Below are 16846 nucleotides of genomic sequence, written 5' to 3'. Positions count from 1 at the left end.
AAACACCACGATCGAAGGCCATGGCTTGACAACTTAGGCAGATCGGATGTCTGCGGCACCCGCTTTAGGAGAGCTCCAGTCTTTTCGAGTCCAACATGTCTACTGGTGGACGATATGTGGTTGCTGCTCACCGTGCATTGGCGCCTCGGCAAGGACCTTCCATCATCTACCGCTTGACGAGTGTTTGGCCTGGTCAAAGCGATACTCGCGGTGGGAGAGCCTTGCAAGACGTTCCCGCTCTTCAGATGCGGGTGCCTCCACAGAGGTGATGCCGTTGCAACTGGCTCAGCCGGCGGTGGCCTTGGCGTAGTGGAAGACCTCGGGTGGGAGTGGGTGTTCCAGGCGCCAGACGAAGCGAACAGGCCGCTCGCCTTCATGGCTCACGTACCGCATCGGCCCCGCGTACGTGTACGGCGGCGCACCCAGCCCTTCGTCCCGCTTGGACTGCCTGATGAGCAGGTGAACCGTGGACGCGCCTGTCAGATAGCGCTGGGCGGTGGCGGTCGAGGTGCGCAGGGTGCTCTGCGACTCCCACTGGAACAGGTTCTCGCTGATCGCCCGATCGTGGTACAGCGTGGTGGGGGAGTAGTGGTCCTCGGACTTGTCGATGGTGACGAAGAACAGGTCCGCCCGGTGCTCCTGGACGTACTTGATGCCTTCGCGCATGTGCGCGGGCCGGTCGATGCCGAAGGCGGCCAGGACCTCGTTCTTGCTGTAGCGGGCATGCACGTGCAGTGGCACCGCCGCGTCAAGCGGCGGGGCCACATGGCGCAGGCCGGAGCGGAGCACGTTCACCAGCTCTCCCAGCTCGGCCGCGCGGGCTCCGGTGAGGCGGGCGAGCCGGGCCTCCATGCCGGAGACGGGCTCGGTGCCGCCCCACAACATGGCGTCCAGCATGGCCAGCAGGCGCAGCTCGCGCGAGGACCGTGGCGCCTGTCCGGCGAGCACGTGGGTCAGGAAGGTGAGTCGCTCGACGTCGTCGATGTGCAGCATGCGGCCGAAGGCCCGGCCGAGCCCTTCGTCGGCCGGTGCGGCGGTGTCGAGGCCGGCGGTGTGTCGGAGGGATGCCCAGCCCGGGCGGCTGCGACGGTAGAGGTCGTCCACGTCCAACCCGGTCTCCTGCAGGAAGGCGGACAGGCTGACGTCGCCCAGCTCGCGAAGCTCCCTGGACAGGTCCCGCCAGTTCAGGCTGAGCGCCTGCCGGACGTTGTCGAGGACCAGCCGGCGCACGTCGCGGTCCAGGTCGATGACGCAGCCCGCGGGCAGTGTCGGAAAGCCTTGCTCAATCTCCCGCGCGATGCCGGTACGGCTCGCGCCGGTGAGCGCCCGATAGCGGCGGTCGAAGCGGAACTGTCTGTGCTGGTGGCCGACGAAGTCGAGCACGGTCAGGCAAGGCTTGTCATCGGCCAGCCGCAGACCGCGGCCGAGTTGCTGGAGGAAGACGGTGGCGCTGTCGGTGGGACGTAGGAACAGCACGGTGTCGATCTCCGGGACGTCGACGCCTTCGTTGAAGAGATCGACGGTGAACACTGCGTTGATCTTGCGCTCGCGCAGGTCGCGTAGTGCCTGGTCACGTTCGTCGCGTGAGCTGTTCGTGGTGACGGCGACGGACGGGAGGCCGGCTTTGGTGAAGCGGTCGGCCATGAAGCGGGCGTGGTCGATGCTCACGCAGAAGCCGAGGGCGCGCATCCGCCCGACGTCGCCGATCTTGCGTTGCAGCGTCTGCAGAACCACGGCGGCGCGGCGGTCGTTGCCGGTGTAGATGTTCGAGAGCTGGCCGACGTCATATCCCTGGCCCCTCCGCCAGCCGATCTGGCGCAGGTCGGTGCCGTCGTGCACGCCGAAATACTGGAACGGGGCCAACAGTCCTCGCTCCAGCGCCTCCCACAGACGCAGCTCGGCGGCGATCCGGCCGTCGAACCAGTGCTTGATGTCCTGGCCGTCGGCGCGTTCCGGTGTCGCGGTCAGGCCCAGGAGCACCTTGGGCCGCACGCCGGTGAGCAGTTTCCGGTACGTGGCGGCCTCGGAGTGGTGGAACTCGTCCACGATCACCATGTCGAAGCGGTCCGGCTCAGGGAGCGGGTTGGCGTCCAAGGTCTGGATCGAGGCGAATACGTGCCGCCACTGCTCAGGCCGGGCGCCGTCCACGTACAGCTCGCCGAACGTCTCGTCCCGCATCACCTGCCGGAACGTGAGCAGGCTCTGCCGCAGAATCTCCTTGCGGTGGGCGACGAACAGCACCGATTCCGCCTGCCCGGCCATCCTCAGCCGCCGGTAGTCGAGCGCGGCGACCACGGTCTTGCCGGTGCCGGTGGCCATGACGACCAGATTGCGCCACCGGTCGTGGATCTCCCGTTCAGCGTCGAGCTCGTCCAGGATCTCGCGCTGGTAGGAGTACGGGCGGACGTCCACGTGCGCGAAGTCGAGCACCACGGGCCGGCCGCCCGTCCGCTCGGCGGACAGGGCGCGGTCGAGCCGCTCGGCGTCATGTGCCGGGTCGTAGGGCTCGAACGACGGATCGCCCCAGTAGTCGTCGAATGTCGCGGCGAACGTGTCGATCAGGTGCGGCTGCTCTGCTTGGGCGAGACGGACGTTCCACTCCAGTCCATGGCTCAGGGCGGTGCGCGACAGGTTGGACGAGCCCACGTAGGCGGTGGACAGTCCGTTGGTCCGGTGGAAGAGCCACGCCTTGGCGTGCAACCTGGTCGTCCGGGTGTCGTAGGAGACGCGGATCTCGGCGCCCATGGCGGCCAGCCGGTCCAGGGCGAGGCGGTCGGTGGCTCCGATGTAGGTGGTGGTCACCACCCTCAGCCGGCCGCCGCGCTGGAGAAACTCTTCGATCGCCTCGGCCAGCACGCGTACGCCGTTCCACTTGACGAACGCGCACAGCAGGTCAACATGGTCGGCGGAGGCCAGCTCCCGCTTGAGCTCATGACCGATCTCCGGCTGCCCGCGCCCGTTGACCAGCAGCGCACTGCCGGTGAGGGGGACCGCCGGTCGCGGTGGAAAGCGCACTTGCCCACCCGCGTCCCGGCCCTTGGCGATGCCGAGCAGCTCTTCCGAGGCTTCCACCATGTCCTCGGGGGAGGCGGCCTCGGGCACCAGGTCGCCGAGGAGGTCGGCGACCCGATTGACGATCTCCACTTGCCGGGCCAGTCGCACCGCGTCGGTCTCGCCCCGTACGGCGCGCAGCGCCTGGCGGGTGAGCGCGCTCAGGTGCCGGGCCAGAGTTTCGTGGGAGTCGGCGAGGTCCAAGGACCGCCGGTCGATCAGGTCACGATCCGGCACCGCCCGCAGCAGGCCATCCAGCTCACGCGTGACCAGATGCTGGTAGATGCCCGGTCGAAGATCGCTCACCCGGCGACTATAGGGCGCGGCCGGCCAACGCGACATACGTATGCCGAGACCGAAAAGGTCGTCCTACACTAGCCGATCGTGGACTGGATCGAGCGGGTCGCCGAGGTCCGGCGCTGGAGCAGAGGCGGTGAGCGCGCGCCGCACAAACCGCTCCTCCTCCTGTACGCCCTGGGCCATTTCCAACGGCACGGCAACGGTCCCATCTCGTTCAGCGCAGCCGAGGCCGAGCTGAAGAAACTGCTCAAGGAGTACGGCCCGCCGCGTGACACCAGCCCCGGCTACCCCTTTCATCACCTAACGAACGACGGCCTCTGGCTGGTCGACACCCGCCACGGCCAGGGCAGCCCCGGTCCGGAGCTGGGTCGCCTGCGCGAGAGCCAGGCCGCCGGCCGTCTGCATCCCGACCTGGCCCGCGCGCTGACGGAGGAGCCCGGTCTGCTGGGGAGGATGGTCCGATACCTCCTGGATGCCAACTTCGCGCCGTCCCTGCACAGCGACCTGTGCCTGCTGGCCGGCCTGGACCTGGAGACGCTGGAAACCCTCACAGAGACCAAGAAGCAGCGCGACCGGGGTTTCCGCGACCGGGTGCTCATGGCGTACGAGTACTGCTGCGCGTTCTGCTCCTACGACGGCTGGCTGGACGGTGCGGTGGTGGGCCTGGACGCTGCGCATGTGCGCTGGTGGGCCTTCGACGGGCCCGACGACGTGGCGAACGGCCTGTGCCTGTGCGCGATCCACCACAAGCTATTCGACAAGGGCGTCCTCGGACTTACCGCAGAGCGCGCCATCACCGTCTCGGCCAGGTTCGTCGGCCGCTCGCAGTCGTCCCGGGACATGGTGCTCGCCTTGGCAGGCCGACCTGCCCAATCTCCTCAGCCCGGCCTGGATGCGGTCGAACAGGATCACATCGACTGGCACAGCCACCAGGTGTTCCGCAGGCCCGTCCGCGGCTGAGGGCGTCAGCTGGGGGTCGCGGTGGATGGCGAAGGTAACCCTGGCGCTACTTTTTGTCAGTATGACAAAAACTTAGGGTCAGACATATGAGCGACGATCGATGGGAGCCGCCCGCCATCCTGCTCGCTGTTGACCTGGTAATCCTCACGTTGCGCGATTCGCGGCTGCACGTGCTGCTGGTCGAACGCGGCATCGAGCCGTACGAGGGTGCCATGGCGCTACCGGGCGGCTTCCTGTGTGACGAGCACGAGGACATCGAGGCAGCGGCGCGGCGCGAGCTGTCGGAGGAGGCGGGCCTGTCCGACGTGCACCTGGAGCCCCTGGCCGTGTACGGCGAGCCGGGCCGCGATCCGCGCGGCCGTGTCGTGTCCGTCGCCTACCTGGCCATCGCGCCCCGGCTGCCGGAGCCGGTCGCCGGTACGGACGCCGCCGACGCCGCCTGGATCTCGGTGGACGACGCGCTGGGCTCTGGCATGAAGCTGGCGTTCGACCACCGTCGCATCGTCGTCGACGGGGTCGAGCACGCGCGTACCAAGCTGGAGCACACCGCCCTGGCCACCGCGTTCTGCACCGAAACCTTCACCATCTCGGAGCTCCAGGAGGTGTACGAAGCGGTATGGGGCATCCGCCTCGATCCGCGCAACTTCTATCGCAAGATCCAGGGCGCCCGCGGCTTCATCGTCGCCGATGGCCCGATGCGCAAGACCTCGAACGGGCGGCCCGCCCGGCTCTTCAGAGCAGGCCCGGCACACGTCCTCAGTCCCCCGATGACTCGGCCTTAGGAGGTCGATGGTCATGATCGTGATCCTCACGGCGCTGGATCTGGAGTATCAGGCCGTCCGCAGGCACCTGACCGATCCGCGCGTGCACCGCCATACCGCCGGTACCCGTTTCGAGCTCGGCCGCCTCGTCGGCGACGGGCGCCCGGTGGCCCTGGGCCTGGTCGGCAAGGGTAACCATCCGTCGGCGGTGATCACCGAGCGGGCGATCGCCGAGTTCTCGCCGTCCGCGCTGCTGTTCGTGGGAGTCGCCGGAGCCCTGTGGCCCGGCATCGCCTTGGGGGATGTGGTGGTGGCCACGCACGTGTACGCCTACCACGGCGGCACCAGCGAGGACGACGGTCTCAAAGCCCGCCCGCGGGTCTGGGAGATCGCCCATGAGACCGACCAGATCGCCCGTTACCTCTACCGCACCGAAACCTGGACCCGCCGCCTGCCCGCGGGCACGGCCGTGCCCGCGGTGCGCTTCGGCCCGATCGCGGCCGGCGAGGTCGTACAGGACTCTGCGATCTCCGCGCAGGCCCAGTGGGTGCGCCAGACCTACAACGACGCCCTCGCGATCGAGATGGAGTCAGCCGGCGTGGCGCAGGCCGCTCACCACAATCGGTCGTTGCCCATGGCCGTGGTGCGCGGCATCAGCGATCGCGCTGACGGAACCAAGACCGCGACCGACGGCCTGAGCTGGCAGCCGAGGGCTGCGGCCAACGCCGCCGCCTTCGCCATGGCCCTGGCTCAGGAACTGGCCCTGGAGCACGAGAACCACCCGGCCAACAAGGCGAGAGAGACGAAGGGCATGACTGACAGCGTGAAGAACGTCGCCCGCGACAATGCCCGGGTGGGCGTGCAGGCCGGACATATCCACGGCAATGTCACCATCGGCCATCCGCCACAGCCGCAGGCGGCCGACCTGGCCGCCCAGCTCGCCGAGCTGCGCGACCGGCTCGCCAGAGCGCGCAAGGCTCAAGAGTTGGACGAGGACACGTTCACCGCGGCGGAGGAGGAGATCGCCGTCGCTGCCGATTCGCTGTCCGAGAGCACCAAGGAGGGCAGGAACAAGGCCGTGGTTGCGCTGAAGAAACTTCGCGGGCTTCTTGCGGATGTGGCGGAGCTGGCCGCGCACGTGTCGGCCATCATCACGGCCCTTCGAGGCGTCCTGTGAACGATGCCCGCACCGGCCCGGCCAACCTCGCTGCGGACTCGTCGAACGTCGGCGTGCAGGCGGAGGCCATCCACGGCCCTGTCAACGTCTACCAGGTCGCAGCCGCCCCTTCGCCCGAGGAGACCTTCGAAGCGGGGCTCAATTCCTTGCATGCGGGGATGGCACCAGAGGCGCGCAAGCACATCCGCGAGGCTGTGGTCCTACGCAACTACGTCAATGGCCGCTCGTGCTTCTACCTGCTGCTGGCCCTGCTCAGCGGACGTACTCTGCAGCAGGTGCCGCCAGGAGAGATCGCCATGTTGCGCTGCGTTCGCGGTGCCATCAAGGACGACGACGAATGGGCCGACGCGATCAAACTGGTCGACCACCTCCTGACGTCCCGGGCTGCGGAGGGCGGGGCAGCCGACATAGAGCCGGAGCTTCAGAAGCTGACCGACGAGCAGCGCAACGACATCCTCCAGCACATGGAGATGTTCTTGGACAGCTCCGCCGAGGACGCCCTCTGGACGCGCGCCTTCGACGCCGCCAGGAACGATCGCTACGCGAAGGACCGACAGAAGCGGGCCTGGAAGTTCTTCCAGCCGGAGCCCATCGGCGCACGGGTACGGTCGGCAGATCCCGTCGTCATCGGAGTCGGCACCTGGAGCGGAGCCACAGCGATCACCGCACTGGCCTTGGCGACCGGCGGCTTCATCGCCGCCGCGGCATGGCAGCACACTGGGTCGGCGGCGGTATCCGCCCTGCTGGCACTCGCCGCCGGCTGCTACGCGAGCGTGCGCAGCGGCGTGGAGTGGCGGTGCAGGAAAGAGCGCTGCCAGGCGAAGGACCGTGAGTATCTGCGCCGGCCGGTCACCACGCGCGGCGACGGTTTCGCGAGCAAGATCGATCGGCAGTTCAACCACTATTTCTCGCTGTACACCCCGCCCGACGCGGACAGAGCCGGCTGGCTCTCGGAGACGGCGGGCGTCCGCCGGGCGTTGCGGGACGAGGTCGTCACCATCTACCGGGAGAGTACGGTCAACGCCAAGCGAGTCGCCTGGCTCACCAGATACCTGGTCGCCGACGTCGCACGGCGTTGGCAGGCGGGCAAGCTGTGGGACTACCGCAAGGAGTTGCGCGTCCCCAGGCTCGTGAAAGCGATGTGCGTGCTCGCCGCGATCGCGGCGGCCGCGGCAGGCGCCTTCCTGGTCTGGAGCGGCGCGCACGTCAGGCCGTTCGTCTTGTCGCCGGTAGCGCTCGTAGCCGTGGCCTCGATCTGGTTCGCGGCTCGGCTTTGGCTGCGCATTGCCGCTGCGTACAAGCGGCACTCCGCTGACATGGCGGAGAACAAGGGCCTGCTGGCCGACCGTCAGGCAGCCTTCGACCGGTGGAAGCGCAAACTTGCCGACAGACCGGACGATCTCGAGATGGCCCGCTGGCTGGAGTGCGACCGTAAGGCGCTGATGGAGCAAGCGATGGGCCTGTACAGGCTGAAGCGACAGGACGTCCTCGCCCACGCCTTCATCGAGGCGCCCGCCACGCCCTTCTACGACAGGGCACGCATCCAGGACGGGCCATGGAGATATTCGAAGTACAAGATTCTGCTCTTCCTGCTCACCAAGGACGGCGTGCGGCAGTTGACCATGCGCCTCGACTTCCAGAAGGTCACCTTCCCCATCCGGGCACGCACTAACTACCGCTACGACGCGTTCACCTCCGTCCAGGTGGCCGAGACTGACAACGGGGAGAACGTCTTCGTGCTGACGCTGACCAACGGCGACCCGATCAAGGTCAAGGTGACCGATCCGCCCACAGATGTCACCGAGACTGAGGACAAGGATCCACAAGGCGCGTCACAGGTGACCCTCGGCACAGCGGGGATCTGGAACGCCCTGCACGTCCTGGAAGGGGTCGCCGCGGAGGGTAAACAGTGGATCGCCTTCGAACGTCAACGTGAGAAAGTCCCGCTCGCGGAGGTGAGCAAGGCCGTGAACGCCGTCTTCGCCTGACGGACATACCCGAGATCACGTCCGATGTTCGTTTGTCCACCGAGCACGAGCTGAGCGGGGCGGAGGGGCAGTCGAATGGCGAGGCCGCGGCGGTGGGGCCGGTGTTCGTGGCGGTGGCGGTGGTCATTCTCTGGCCCTCTTCTCCGCACCTCAGCCACGTGACTAGAAATCTCGCAGGCGTATCGGCGCGCCCACCCAATAGATCCCCCGCGGAGGCCCATCAGGTTGGCACGGCTCGACATGCAGCAGTAGCGCGCGCCAAGGGGCGACCGCGTCCGGACCTCAGGCAACCCGCCCAGGATCGGCGCCGCGGCTCAGGCGGCGACGCCTGCCGCCGATGGACCCCGGTACCTGGGCCCCGCCCTAGCGGCCAGGTGGACATCCGAGGCGCCGATCCGAAACTCTGCTGCGTCAGCCCCGTCCGAGGACGCAGAACTCGTTGCCCTCCGGGTCGGCCAGCACCTGCCACGAAACAGCGCCCTGGCCGACGTCGGCGGGGGTCGCGCCCAGAGCCCGCAGCCGGGTCACCTCTGCCGCCTGATCGTCAACGGGGTCGGGCAGCAGGTCGAGATGGATGCGGTTCCACACGGTCCGCGCGCTGGGCATGGTGCGGAGGAACTCCAGGTACGGCCCGACACCCTCGGCGGAGCGCAGTCGCGCATGATCGTCGGTCACCTCGTGCACGGTCCAGCTCACTGCCTCGCCCCAGAACCGGGCCATGCCCCGCGGGTCCGCGCAGTCGACCACCAGCGTGGCGATCGGCCCGGTGTCCCGGTAGACCTCCCGGGGCTCCAGCACACAGAACACGTTGCCCTCCGGGTCGGCCAGAACCGTCCACGGGACGTCGCCCTGGCCCACATCGGCCGGCGTCGCACCGAGCTTCATCAGGCGCGCGACCAATTCGGCCTGATGGGCGGGGGAGGTGGTGGCGAGATCGAGGTGCACGCGGTACTTCACCGACTCGGGGTCCGGGACGGCGACGAAGTCCAGGTAGAAGCCGGCGGGGTCCGGCCAGGCCACGCCTTCGGGTTCGAGGTTGGTCACGCCGGGTGCTTCGCTGGAAACTTCCCAGCCGAGCGCCTCCGCCCAGAACTGGCCGAGCGCCGCGTCATCCCGGGCCTTGAAGTTCACCTGTACAAGTCGCAGTGCCATGCCGCCGATCATAAATCCAGGTATGAGCCCGAGAAGGCGCGACCACGGGGTCCGGAGAGGACCCCGTGGTGGCGTGGAGTTGCAGGGGGTCGGCACGGTGGTCAGGCGGCGACGAGGGCCTCGGTGATCTTGCGGGCCATGTCGGTCATGGTGGGACTGGGCTCGCCCTTCTGGGACTGGACGGCGGCGTCGATGGCGACGGTGACGGTGCGGTGGAAGTTGCCGGCCTCCTCCGGAGCCTGCTGCTTGAGCAGGGTGATGGAGGCGGTCAGGGCGGGCAGCACCTGGTCGGCGAGCGCGGCGGTGGTCTTGCCGGTCAGGCCCTTGGGGGCCTTGGCCAGGACGTGGCCGGCCAGGCCGGTGGCGGAGGTCAGGGCGATGGAGCCGTTGGTGGCGGCCTTGTGGGCCGAGCCGGCGGCACCGGCGGCCGACATCAGCCAGACGGCGCCCCAACCGGCGATGCGGAGGGTGCGCTGGTCCTGGTCAGAGAGGGTGATGGTCATGATGGGGGTGCTCCTCAGTGCGTAGGTGGAACGGGCGGGCGTTGCTCCGTTCATGACCATGACGATCGCCGACCGCTCTGATAGCGGGCTGTCGCCGTGCTGACGCGACCGCTGACACGACTCCACGAGTGGCTCAGGGGCAGATCTCGGCATCGAGCCCGCGAACGCCCGGCTACCCAGGGATGGAACGGTGCCGCAGGCTTGCCCCTCACCGGCGCGCGCCTTTGTGATGGATGAGGGCGGTGGCCAGTTCGAGGGCGGCGACGGCCAGCGGGATGAGGTCGACCAGAAGCTCCATCGTGGTTCCTCCGAGATAGGCGTCGGCTGTTCGCCAAGCTCAGCGCAGGGAACAAGGTCCGGCACCGGATGCGGAGCACGCCGGAGGCATCACCGCGCAGCGTGAACCGGGCGCGCAGGCTGGACGGCCACTGGAGCCGCATCGACGATAGGAGGTGGAACCGGTCCGACGCCGTCCGAGCCAGTCGCCGGACGGGGATGTCAGGACGGGAGGAGCGTCACTGGTGCACGTCGAGATGCCCGACCCCGGCCAGGTGCACACCGTCCCCGAGCTGATCTCCGCGCTCCGCGCCATCCGGGCGGGCCGCTCGTACGCCGACCTCGACAGAGCGGCCAATCCCGGCAACCGGCCGGGGGACGGGCTGCCGAGTTCGACGCTGTCGGATCTGCTCAACAAGGGCCGGGCCAGCCGGGAGACGCTGGAGGTGTTCCTGCGGGCCTGCGCGGTTCCGCGCGAGCGATGGGGAGCCTGGCAAGGGGCACGGGAACGCGCGCTCACCGCCGATGCCCCCGGCACCGCCGGCCTGATCCGGGTGGCGCAGGCCGACCCGCGGCGGCTGGGCGTGCATGCCGCGATCGACGCTCCGGGCGCGACCGGCGACCTTCCCGCCTACGTTCTTCGTGACACCGATACCGCCCCGCGTGGAGTCCGGGAGCTGCTGGCGAAGGCTGCCGGCCGGGGCGGCATGGTGGTGCTGGTCGGTGAGTCGTCGGTGGGTAAGTCCCGATGCGCGTACGAGGCGATCGGAGCGGTGCTGCCGCACTGGTGGTTGCTGCATCCCGCTGATTCCGACCAGGTCCGGCGGGCCGCCGAGCAGAGGACCGATCGGTTGGTCGTCTGGCTCGACGAGGCGCAACGGTTCCTGGGCGGCTCGGCCGGACTGAGCGCCGCCACCGTCCGCGTCCTGCTGCAGGCAGGCGCGGTGCTGGTCGCGACCATCTGGCCCGAGCGCTACAACGCCTTCACGGCGATGCCGGGCCAGAGACAGTCGGACCTGTACGCCGCGCAACGGGAACTGCTCGACCTGGCCGACGTGGTTCATCTGCCCAGCTCCTTCAGCGCCGCCGAACGCGAGCGGGCGGCGGCCGTGGCGACCTCCGGGGACCAGCGGATCGCCTTGGCCCTGAGAGACGGGGACTACGGGCTCACCCAGATCATCGCCGCGGCTCCCCAACTCGTGGGTCGATGGCGCGGCGCCGATCCCTACGCCGCCGCCCTGCTGAACGCCGCCATCGACGCCACTCGCCTCGGGGTCGCTTCTCCGCTCAGTCCGGATCTGCTGCGTGCCGCAGCGCCCGGATACTGCGACGTCCGCCAGCGCGCCGCCGCCCCGCCCGACTGGTTCGAGACCGCCCTCGCGTACGCCACCGGCACCTTGAACGGCGCCGCGGCCGCCCTCGCCCCGGTGACCGGCCCCACCACGATGGGCCAGATCACCGGCTACCAGGTCGCCGACTACCTTCAGCACCACGCCGGTCAGCAACGCCGCCTGGCGGAAGTACCCGGTACCTGCTGGCAGGCTCTGGTCGACCAACTCACCGATCCCGGTGACCAGACCCGTGTCGCGCACGCCGCGCAACACCGCCTCTTCCACCAGCATGCGGGAGCCCTGTACCGCCAGGCCGTCCGTTCCGGTAGCGGGCAGGCGGCCGGGCTCCTGGCCACGCTCATGGTCGGGCAGGGCCGGGTGGATGACGCGGTGGCGCTCTGGCGAGCCCGGGCCGAGGCCGGTGCAGGCTCCGCGAACGCGATGCTGACCGATCTGCTCGACGAGCAGGACCGAGCAGAGCGAGCCCTCACGCACGGGCGGGCCGCCGCTGATGCCGGCGACAGGGCAGCCGCCCTGCGGATGGCCGGGCTACTGGTCGCACGTGGACGCCCGCAGGACGCGCTCGCACAGTGGCGGGCCTGGGCCGATGCCGGGTACGGCGCCGCCCGGTCGCCTGACCGGTTCGAGGCCGCCCGGGTGACCGCCGACGACCTGGCCGAGGTGCTCATGACAGCGCTGGAGGTCAAGAGTCCGTACACGCGACGGCACAGCGAGCGTATCTCCCGGCTGGTCGTCCTGATCGGCGGCCAGCTGGGAATGCGGCCTGACACGTTGGAGGCCGTACGCTTCGCTGGGCTTTTTCATGACATCGGCAAGATCGCTGTCCCCGGCATCGTGCTCAACAAGGACGAAGCTCTCACCTGGGAGGAGTTCTCGCTGATCCAGTCGCATACGAGCTGCGGGGTGAGCATCGTCGCGAGATCGGTGGAGCTCTTTGACGACCTCCTGGAACCGGCCGCTCGATCGGTGGTCGCCGGCGCCGCTCTGGAGGGGATTCTGCACCACCACGAACGCTTCGACGGCCGCGGCTATCCCAGGGGCCTGGTGGGGAGGGAGATTCCAGAGATCGCCCGCGTCATCTCCGTGGCCGACGCGTTCGACTCCATGACCAGCGACCGCGCTTACCGGCCGGCGCGGAGCCTCGAAGCGGCTCTCGACATGATGAGGCAGGAAGCGGGAGCGTCCTTCGATCCTCAGCTGGTGGAGGCGTTCCTGGCCGTCGTCGACAGTCAGTACGACCAGGGCTGAACTACCCTCAGGAGGGAACGAACTTGGTCAGGAGCTCGGCGAGCTTGCCGAGCGAATCGGCGAAGTCCGCGACCGGGCGGAGGCGGTCGCGCAGGCGGCGGAACGCGTCGGCGATGCGGCCCGTGTCCCGATCCGCAGCCGGGCGGGCGGCCTCGCTGAGGATCTCATCCGCGTCGCGGCCGGCCCGCTCGGGATGGTCGATCTCGCCGGAACGGGCCGCCACGTGCGCCATCAGATCCTTGAGTAGCGCCTCCAGGCTCACCAGGTCCGGGTCGGCGGCCGGGCCGCCCCCCATGACGTGCTGCGTGAAATGGGAACCCGCGCCGCCGAACTGGCTGCCGGTGAATGTTCCGCTGTAGGTTTGTTTGCCCTTGTCAGTCATGCGCCGCCCTCTGCTCGCTGCATATTGACGTTCTGGCTGAACTGGGAACCGGGGCCCCCGAACTGCGCCCCTGAGAAGTCGCCGCTGAACTCCTGGTGCATGGTGGCGGAGACCGAGACCGCGGTGGCCTGACGCCGGTACGCGGCGGTGTCCACGCCCTTGTCCTCCAGGAAATCGAGCACGGCCGAGGTCAGCCGCTCCTCGACGAGCTTGGTGTACTTGAAGGTGTCCAGTTCCTGGATGAGGGTGTCCGCTCGCTCGGCCGCGCCCAGCTCGCGCAGGCTCAGCCGGGCCCCGTAATCGTAGGCGGTGTACGCCCGGGGGTCGTCCACCCCGATGCGGTGCCGGAACGCCTGCCAGCCCATGCGCAGCAGCCGCAGCGGAGCGGCGGCGATGTCGCGGAACAGGTACAGCGAGCGCCCGCGCAGCGCGTGGTAGGCCAGGAGCGGAGGCGAGGAGAGCGGCAGCTCGTCCACCGAGCGGTACGCCCTGGCCACCGGCGGCAGCACCGTGACGACGAACTCGGTGTAGAGCATGCGGCCCTCGACCGCGAGGTGGACGAACGCGGTGACCGAGGTGCCGCGGTCCTCGGCCGGGATGACGGTCCGGCCCGCCGGGTCGAGCACGCTCGGCCCTTCCGAGTTGATGTCCAGCCGCTGGTAGTGCCGCGCGCCCGCCTGCGGGCTGCGGATCACCGCGGCGATGACCGGGTCGGGCAGGCCCGTCCACGGTCGTAGCTGGCCGGGTTCGACCAGCGGATGCAGCGCCGGGCCGCTGCCGTTCCAGCCGTGCAGCTGGTTGAACCGGCCGGTGGCGACGATCTGGTCCCGGATACGCAGGTTGATGATGCCCGCCGGGTGGGACCGCGCGCTCATCTGCGCCAGCCGTTCCCGGACGAACGTGTGCAGCTCCAGGGGGTCGATCTCGACCAGCGGACGCACGGGCCCGGGGCTGTCCCGGGCGTCCGCCGTCCGGTCCATCTCGACGGCGATGGTCCAGGCCCGGGCCGCGTCGCCGGCCCCGAGGAACGGGTTCCGGCCGGAGTAGAGCGTGACGTTCCCGTGCTGCGCCGCGCCGATCCACTGCAGCCGCTGCTCCACCTCCGCGTCGGCCGACGGTTCGTGCGGCGGTGGTGTCCCCGGACGCAGCCGACGTGAGATGACGTGGTAGACGGCGATCCGGTAGCCGACCGCCACGCCGATGGGAAGGAGCATCATGATGAGCAGCTGCACCTGCAGTCCGGCCGCGGTCGGCAGGTCGTCGGCGGTTCCGACACCGAAGCTGAGCACTCGTGCGGAGAGCACGGCTATGACCGCGAGGGTCGCCGGCACCGACACGAGCACCGAGAGAATCAGCCAGGCGAAGAACTTGTGCGGCCGGGGGAGCCCGCGTAGCGGCCGCACGGTGAGCAGGGCGAGCGGGAGCACCGCGGCGAGCACCTGGATCGTGCCCTCGGTGAGGAAGATGAGGCCGCCGACGAGCACGAGGGTCAGCACGACCTCGCGCATGATCAGGAACGATCGCGCGCGCAGGCAGTGCCGCAGCACCGGCACCACGTCGAAGCCGCCGTGCGAGGGCGCGACGCCCCGGTGGCGGTTGCGGACGAGCTCGTGCAGCGCCGTCTCGCGGAACGACGGATCCAGGTACGCCGCGACCGACATGTACCGGGTCGCGTCCCGCATCGCGGCGCCGAAGGGGACCTGTGGCGTGGCCGACGGGTCCACGGACGGCGAAGGCTCGGGAGGACTGGTGTACATGCCCGGCTCCTCTCGGGGGAGAGATCAGCCTCACTCACGTTAGACGAACCGTCACAGTGTGACTACTAGAAAGTGATATTCAGGCATGCGCCCTTTTCGTCACGCGCAGTACGCGTGCGAGCGCGGTTTGACCTAGAGTCGGCTCTAGACCCTACGGTGCGGAAGTATGAGATATCGCATCCTCGGCGGCACTGGCATCGAGGTCAGCACCCACTGCCTCGGCACCATGATGTTCGGCTCGGCCGGCAACCCCGATCACGACGACAGCATCCGCATCATCCACACCGCTCTCGACCACGGCATCAACTTCGTCGACACCGCCGACATGTACTCGGCGGGCGAGTCCGAGGAGATCGTGGGCAAGGCGCTCCAGGGCCGGCGGGACGAGGTGGTGCTGTCGACCAAGGTGCACTTCCAGATGGGGGAGGGGCGCAACCGGAACGGCAACTCCCGGCGCTGGATCACGCGCGCGGTCGAGGCGAGTCTCAAGCGGCTGCGTACCGACTGGATCGACCTCTACCAGATCCACCGTCCCGACCACCGGACCGACATCGAAGAGACCCTCTCCGCACTGACCGACCTGGTACGGCAGGGCAAGATCCGCGCCTTCGGCAGCTCGGCCTTCCCGGCGCACGAGACGGTCGAGGCCTACCACGTGGCCCGGCAGCGCGGCCTGTACCGGTTCCGCACCGAGCAGCCGCCGTACAACATCCTGGCCCGCGGCATCGAGGGCGACGTCCTGCCCACGGCGCAGCGGCTCGGCCTGGGGGTGCTCACCTACAGCCCGCTGGGCTGGGGGTTCCTGACCGGCCGTTACCGCAGGGGGCAGCAGGTCGACATGTCGCAGGGCCGCGCCGCGCAGGCTCCCGAGCGGTTCGACCCGTCCATCCCGGTCAACGCCGCCAAGCTGGAGATCGTCGAGGAGCTGGTGAAGCTGGCGGACGAGCTAGGCTGCACCCTGCCGGAGCTGGCCGTCGCCTTCGTCGCGGCACATCCGGCGGTCACCTCGGTCATCCTCGGTCCGCGCACGATGGAGCAGCTGGAAGGCCTGTTGAAGGGCTCCTCGCTGGTGCTCGACGACACCGTGCTCGACCGGATCGACCAGCTCGTGCCGCCCGGCACCAACGTCTATCACCCTGTCGGCCTCTGGAGCCCCGCGCCCCTGACCGACCCGGCACTGCGCCGCCGCCCGCTCGGCGACCGCGCCGCGAGCTGACCCGGCCGGGTCACGGGCCTTACTCGCCGGCCGTGCCGGGTTTCCCGCTGATGGACTCCTGATAGAGGTCGGCGTAGGTGCGTGAGTCCTTGATCAGGTCGTCGGCGAAGGCGGCGACGTCGTTGCCGATGAGCTCCAGGACTCCCTTGCCGGCCGCGGCGCCCTCCTCGAAGAAGTCGACGATCCCGGTGAGCAGGGACCCGTCAGTCAGTTCGACCGGCCCGACCTTGAAGAAGTATCTCTGCAGCTCCTTGTAGACGATCTGGTAGTCCGGCGGGAGCGCCTTGACCCGGGCCAGGTGCGCCCGCCACTGCTTCTTGCCCTCGATGATGTCCTGGATGCCCACGTCAGCCTCCTAGCCGGGCCAATTTCCTGGCCACGTTCCTGTTCAACTGCTCGCGCCAGCGGTCGCGAAAGTTCCGGGCCCCTTCTCCGCCGGCCAGCGCCGCGCAGAACCCCTCGATGTCGTCGCCCAGCACCTCGTGAACGCTCTGCCCATCGGCCGCGGTCTCTTCGAGCAGCCCCAGGGCGCCGTCGAGAATCGGCATCAGGTTCCGGCCGGTGAAGTCCCCGTAGAGGAAGAGATGGCCCTTGATCTTGTCCCACGCCGCCCGGTAGCCGGCCGGCAGCGCTTCGGCCCGGGCTTCGAACGCCTTCCATTCCCTGGTGAGATCGCTGCCGGTGATGGTCTCCCAGAAGTTCATCTCCCGCCCTCCTTGAGCT

13 protein-coding genes are annotated in these 16846 nt (G+C 69.0%); 6 read left to right on the top strand and 7 right to left on the bottom strand.

The window, feature by feature from the left end; all coding sequences use genetic code 11:
- Positions 1 to 285: 285 nt before the first annotated feature.
- Positions 286 to 3357, bottom strand: a complete 3072-nt coding sequence (locus tag V5E28_RS46305; RefSeq protein ID WP_336216681.1) for a DUF3427 domain-containing protein — start codon at positions 3355 to 3357, stop codon at positions 286 to 288.
- 78 nt (positions 3358 to 3435) lie between these two features.
- Between V5E28_RS46305 and V5E28_RS46300 the strand changes: the two genes are divergently transcribed.
- From V5E28_RS46300 to V5E28_RS46285, 4 genes are all read left to right on the top strand, one after another.
- On the top strand, positions 3436 to 4311 hold the full coding sequence (locus V5E28_RS46300) for a phosphorothioated DNA-binding restriction endonuclease (RefSeq protein ID WP_336216680.1): 876 nt from the start codon (positions 3436 to 3438) through the stop codon (positions 4309 to 4311).
- 86 nt (positions 4312 to 4397) lie between these two features.
- Positions 4398 to 5093 carry an NUDIX hydrolase gene (locus tag V5E28_RS46295; RefSeq protein ID WP_336216678.1) on the top strand — a complete coding sequence of 232 codons (696 nt, stop codon included), beginning with the start codon at positions 4398 to 4400 and terminating at the stop codon, positions 5091 to 5093.
- 13 nt (positions 5094 to 5106) lie between these two features.
- Positions 5107 to 6249, top strand: a complete 1143-nt coding sequence (locus V5E28_RS46290) for a 5'-methylthioadenosine/S-adenosylhomocysteine nucleosidase family protein (protein WP_336216676.1) — start codon at positions 5107 to 5109, stop codon at positions 6247 to 6249.
- Positions 6246 to 8237, top strand: a complete 1992-nt coding sequence (locus V5E28_RS46285) for a hypothetical protein (protein ID WP_336216675.1) — start codon at positions 6246 to 6248, stop codon at positions 8235 to 8237. Before V5E28_RS46290 ends, V5E28_RS46285 begins: the two co-directional genes overlap by 4 nt.
- A gap of 411 nt (positions 8238 to 8648) precedes the next feature.
- Here the strand turns inward: V5E28_RS46285 and V5E28_RS46280 are convergent, their stop codons facing one another.
- On the bottom strand, positions 8649 to 9389 hold the full coding sequence (locus tag V5E28_RS46280; RefSeq protein ID WP_336216674.1) for a VOC family protein: 741 nt from the start codon (positions 9387 to 9389) through the stop codon (positions 8649 to 8651).
- Between the two features lie 101 nt (positions 9390 to 9490).
- Positions 9491 to 9892: a hypothetical protein gene (locus tag V5E28_RS46275; protein ID WP_336216673.1), complete on the bottom strand. Its 402-nt coding sequence runs from the start codon at positions 9890 to 9892 to the stop codon at positions 9491 to 9493.
- A 521-nt stretch (positions 9893 to 10413) separates the two neighbouring features.
- On the opposite strand from V5E28_RS46275, the gene V5E28_RS46270 reads away from it, so the two are divergent.
- Complete coding sequence (locus tag V5E28_RS46270) at positions 10414 to 12768, top strand: HD-GYP domain-containing protein (protein ID WP_336216672.1); 2355 nt, start codon at positions 10414 to 10416, stop codon at positions 12766 to 12768.
- A gap of 7 nt (positions 12769 to 12775) precedes the next feature.
- Here the strand turns inward: V5E28_RS46270 and V5E28_RS46265 are convergent, their stop codons facing one another.
- Together V5E28_RS46265 and V5E28_RS46260 are read right to left on the bottom strand one after the other, a co-directional pair.
- Entirely contained in the window at positions 12776 to 13150 is a 375-nt protein-coding gene (locus tag V5E28_RS46265; protein WP_336216671.1) for a hypothetical protein, read from the bottom strand.
- Positions 13147 to 14907 carry a hypothetical protein gene (locus V5E28_RS46260; protein ID WP_336216670.1) on the bottom strand — a complete coding sequence of 587 codons (1761 nt, stop codon included), beginning with the start codon at positions 14905 to 14907 and terminating at the stop codon, positions 13147 to 13149. Before V5E28_RS46260 ends, V5E28_RS46265 begins: the two co-directional genes overlap by 4 nt.
- A 166-nt stretch (positions 14908 to 15073) precedes the next feature.
- On the opposite strand from V5E28_RS46260, the gene V5E28_RS46255 reads away from it, so the two are divergent.
- Positions 15074 to 16123 carry an aldo/keto reductase gene (locus V5E28_RS46255; RefSeq protein WP_336216669.1) on the top strand — a complete coding sequence of 350 codons (1050 nt, stop codon included), beginning with the start codon at positions 15074 to 15076 and terminating at the stop codon, positions 16121 to 16123.
- Positions 16124 to 16142: 19 nt separating this feature from the next.
- Here the strand turns inward: V5E28_RS46255 and V5E28_RS46250 are convergent, their stop codons facing one another.
- Positions 16143 to 16469: a DUF1048 domain-containing protein gene (locus V5E28_RS46250; RefSeq protein ID WP_336216668.1), complete on the bottom strand. Its 327-nt coding sequence runs from the start codon at positions 16467 to 16469 to the stop codon at positions 16143 to 16145.
- Between the two features lies 1 nt (position 16470).
- Positions 16471 to 16827 (bottom strand): DUF1048 domain-containing protein, encoded by a 357-nt coding sequence (locus tag V5E28_RS46245; RefSeq protein ID WP_336216666.1) that lies wholly within the window; start codon positions 16825 to 16827, stop codon positions 16471 to 16473.
- Between the last annotated feature and the right edge of the window lie 19 nt (positions 16828 to 16846).

It is taken from the genome of Nonomuraea sp. LPB2021202275-12-8, from assembly GCF_037044575.1.
Classification (GTDB): domain Bacteria; phylum Actinomycetota; class Actinomycetes; order Streptosporangiales; family Streptosporangiaceae; genus Nonomuraea.
Note: the sequence above shows the minus strand (reverse complement) of the source record. Positions and strands in the feature narration are given on the sequence as shown.

What these genes read in the sequence shown, in the direction of transcription:
- V5E28_RS46280 (WP_336216674.1), bottom strand. Translation starts at nt 9,389, where the DNA reads ATGGCACTGCGACTTGTACAGGTGAACTTCAAGGCCCGGGATGACGCG.
- V5E28_RS46255 (WP_336216669.1), top strand. Translation starts at nt 15,074, where the DNA reads ATGAGATATCGCATCCTCGGCGGCACTGGCATCGAGGTCAGCACCCAC.
- V5E28_RS46290 (WP_336216676.1), top strand. Translation starts at nt 5,107, where the DNA reads ATGATCGTGATCCTCACGGCGCTGGATCTGGAGTATCAGGCCGTCCGC.
- V5E28_RS46275 (WP_336216673.1), bottom strand. Translation starts at nt 9,892, where the DNA reads ATGACCATCACCCTCTCTGACCAGGACCAGCGCACCCTCCGCATCGCC.
- V5E28_RS46245 (WP_336216666.1), bottom strand. Translation starts at nt 16,827, where the DNA reads ATGAACTTCTGGGAGACCATCACCGGCAGCGATCTCACCAGGGAATGG.
- V5E28_RS46265 (WP_336216671.1), bottom strand. Translation starts at nt 13,150, where the DNA reads ATGACTGACAAGGGCAAACAAACCTACAGCGGAACATTCACCGGCAGC.
- V5E28_RS46260 (WP_336216670.1), bottom strand. Translation starts at nt 14,907, where the DNA reads ATGTACACCAGTCCTCCCGAGCCTTCGCCGTCCGTGGACCCGTCGGCC.
- V5E28_RS46295 (WP_336216678.1), top strand. Translation starts at nt 4,398, where the DNA reads ATGAGCGACGATCGATGGGAGCCGCCCGCCATCCTGCTCGCTGTTGAC.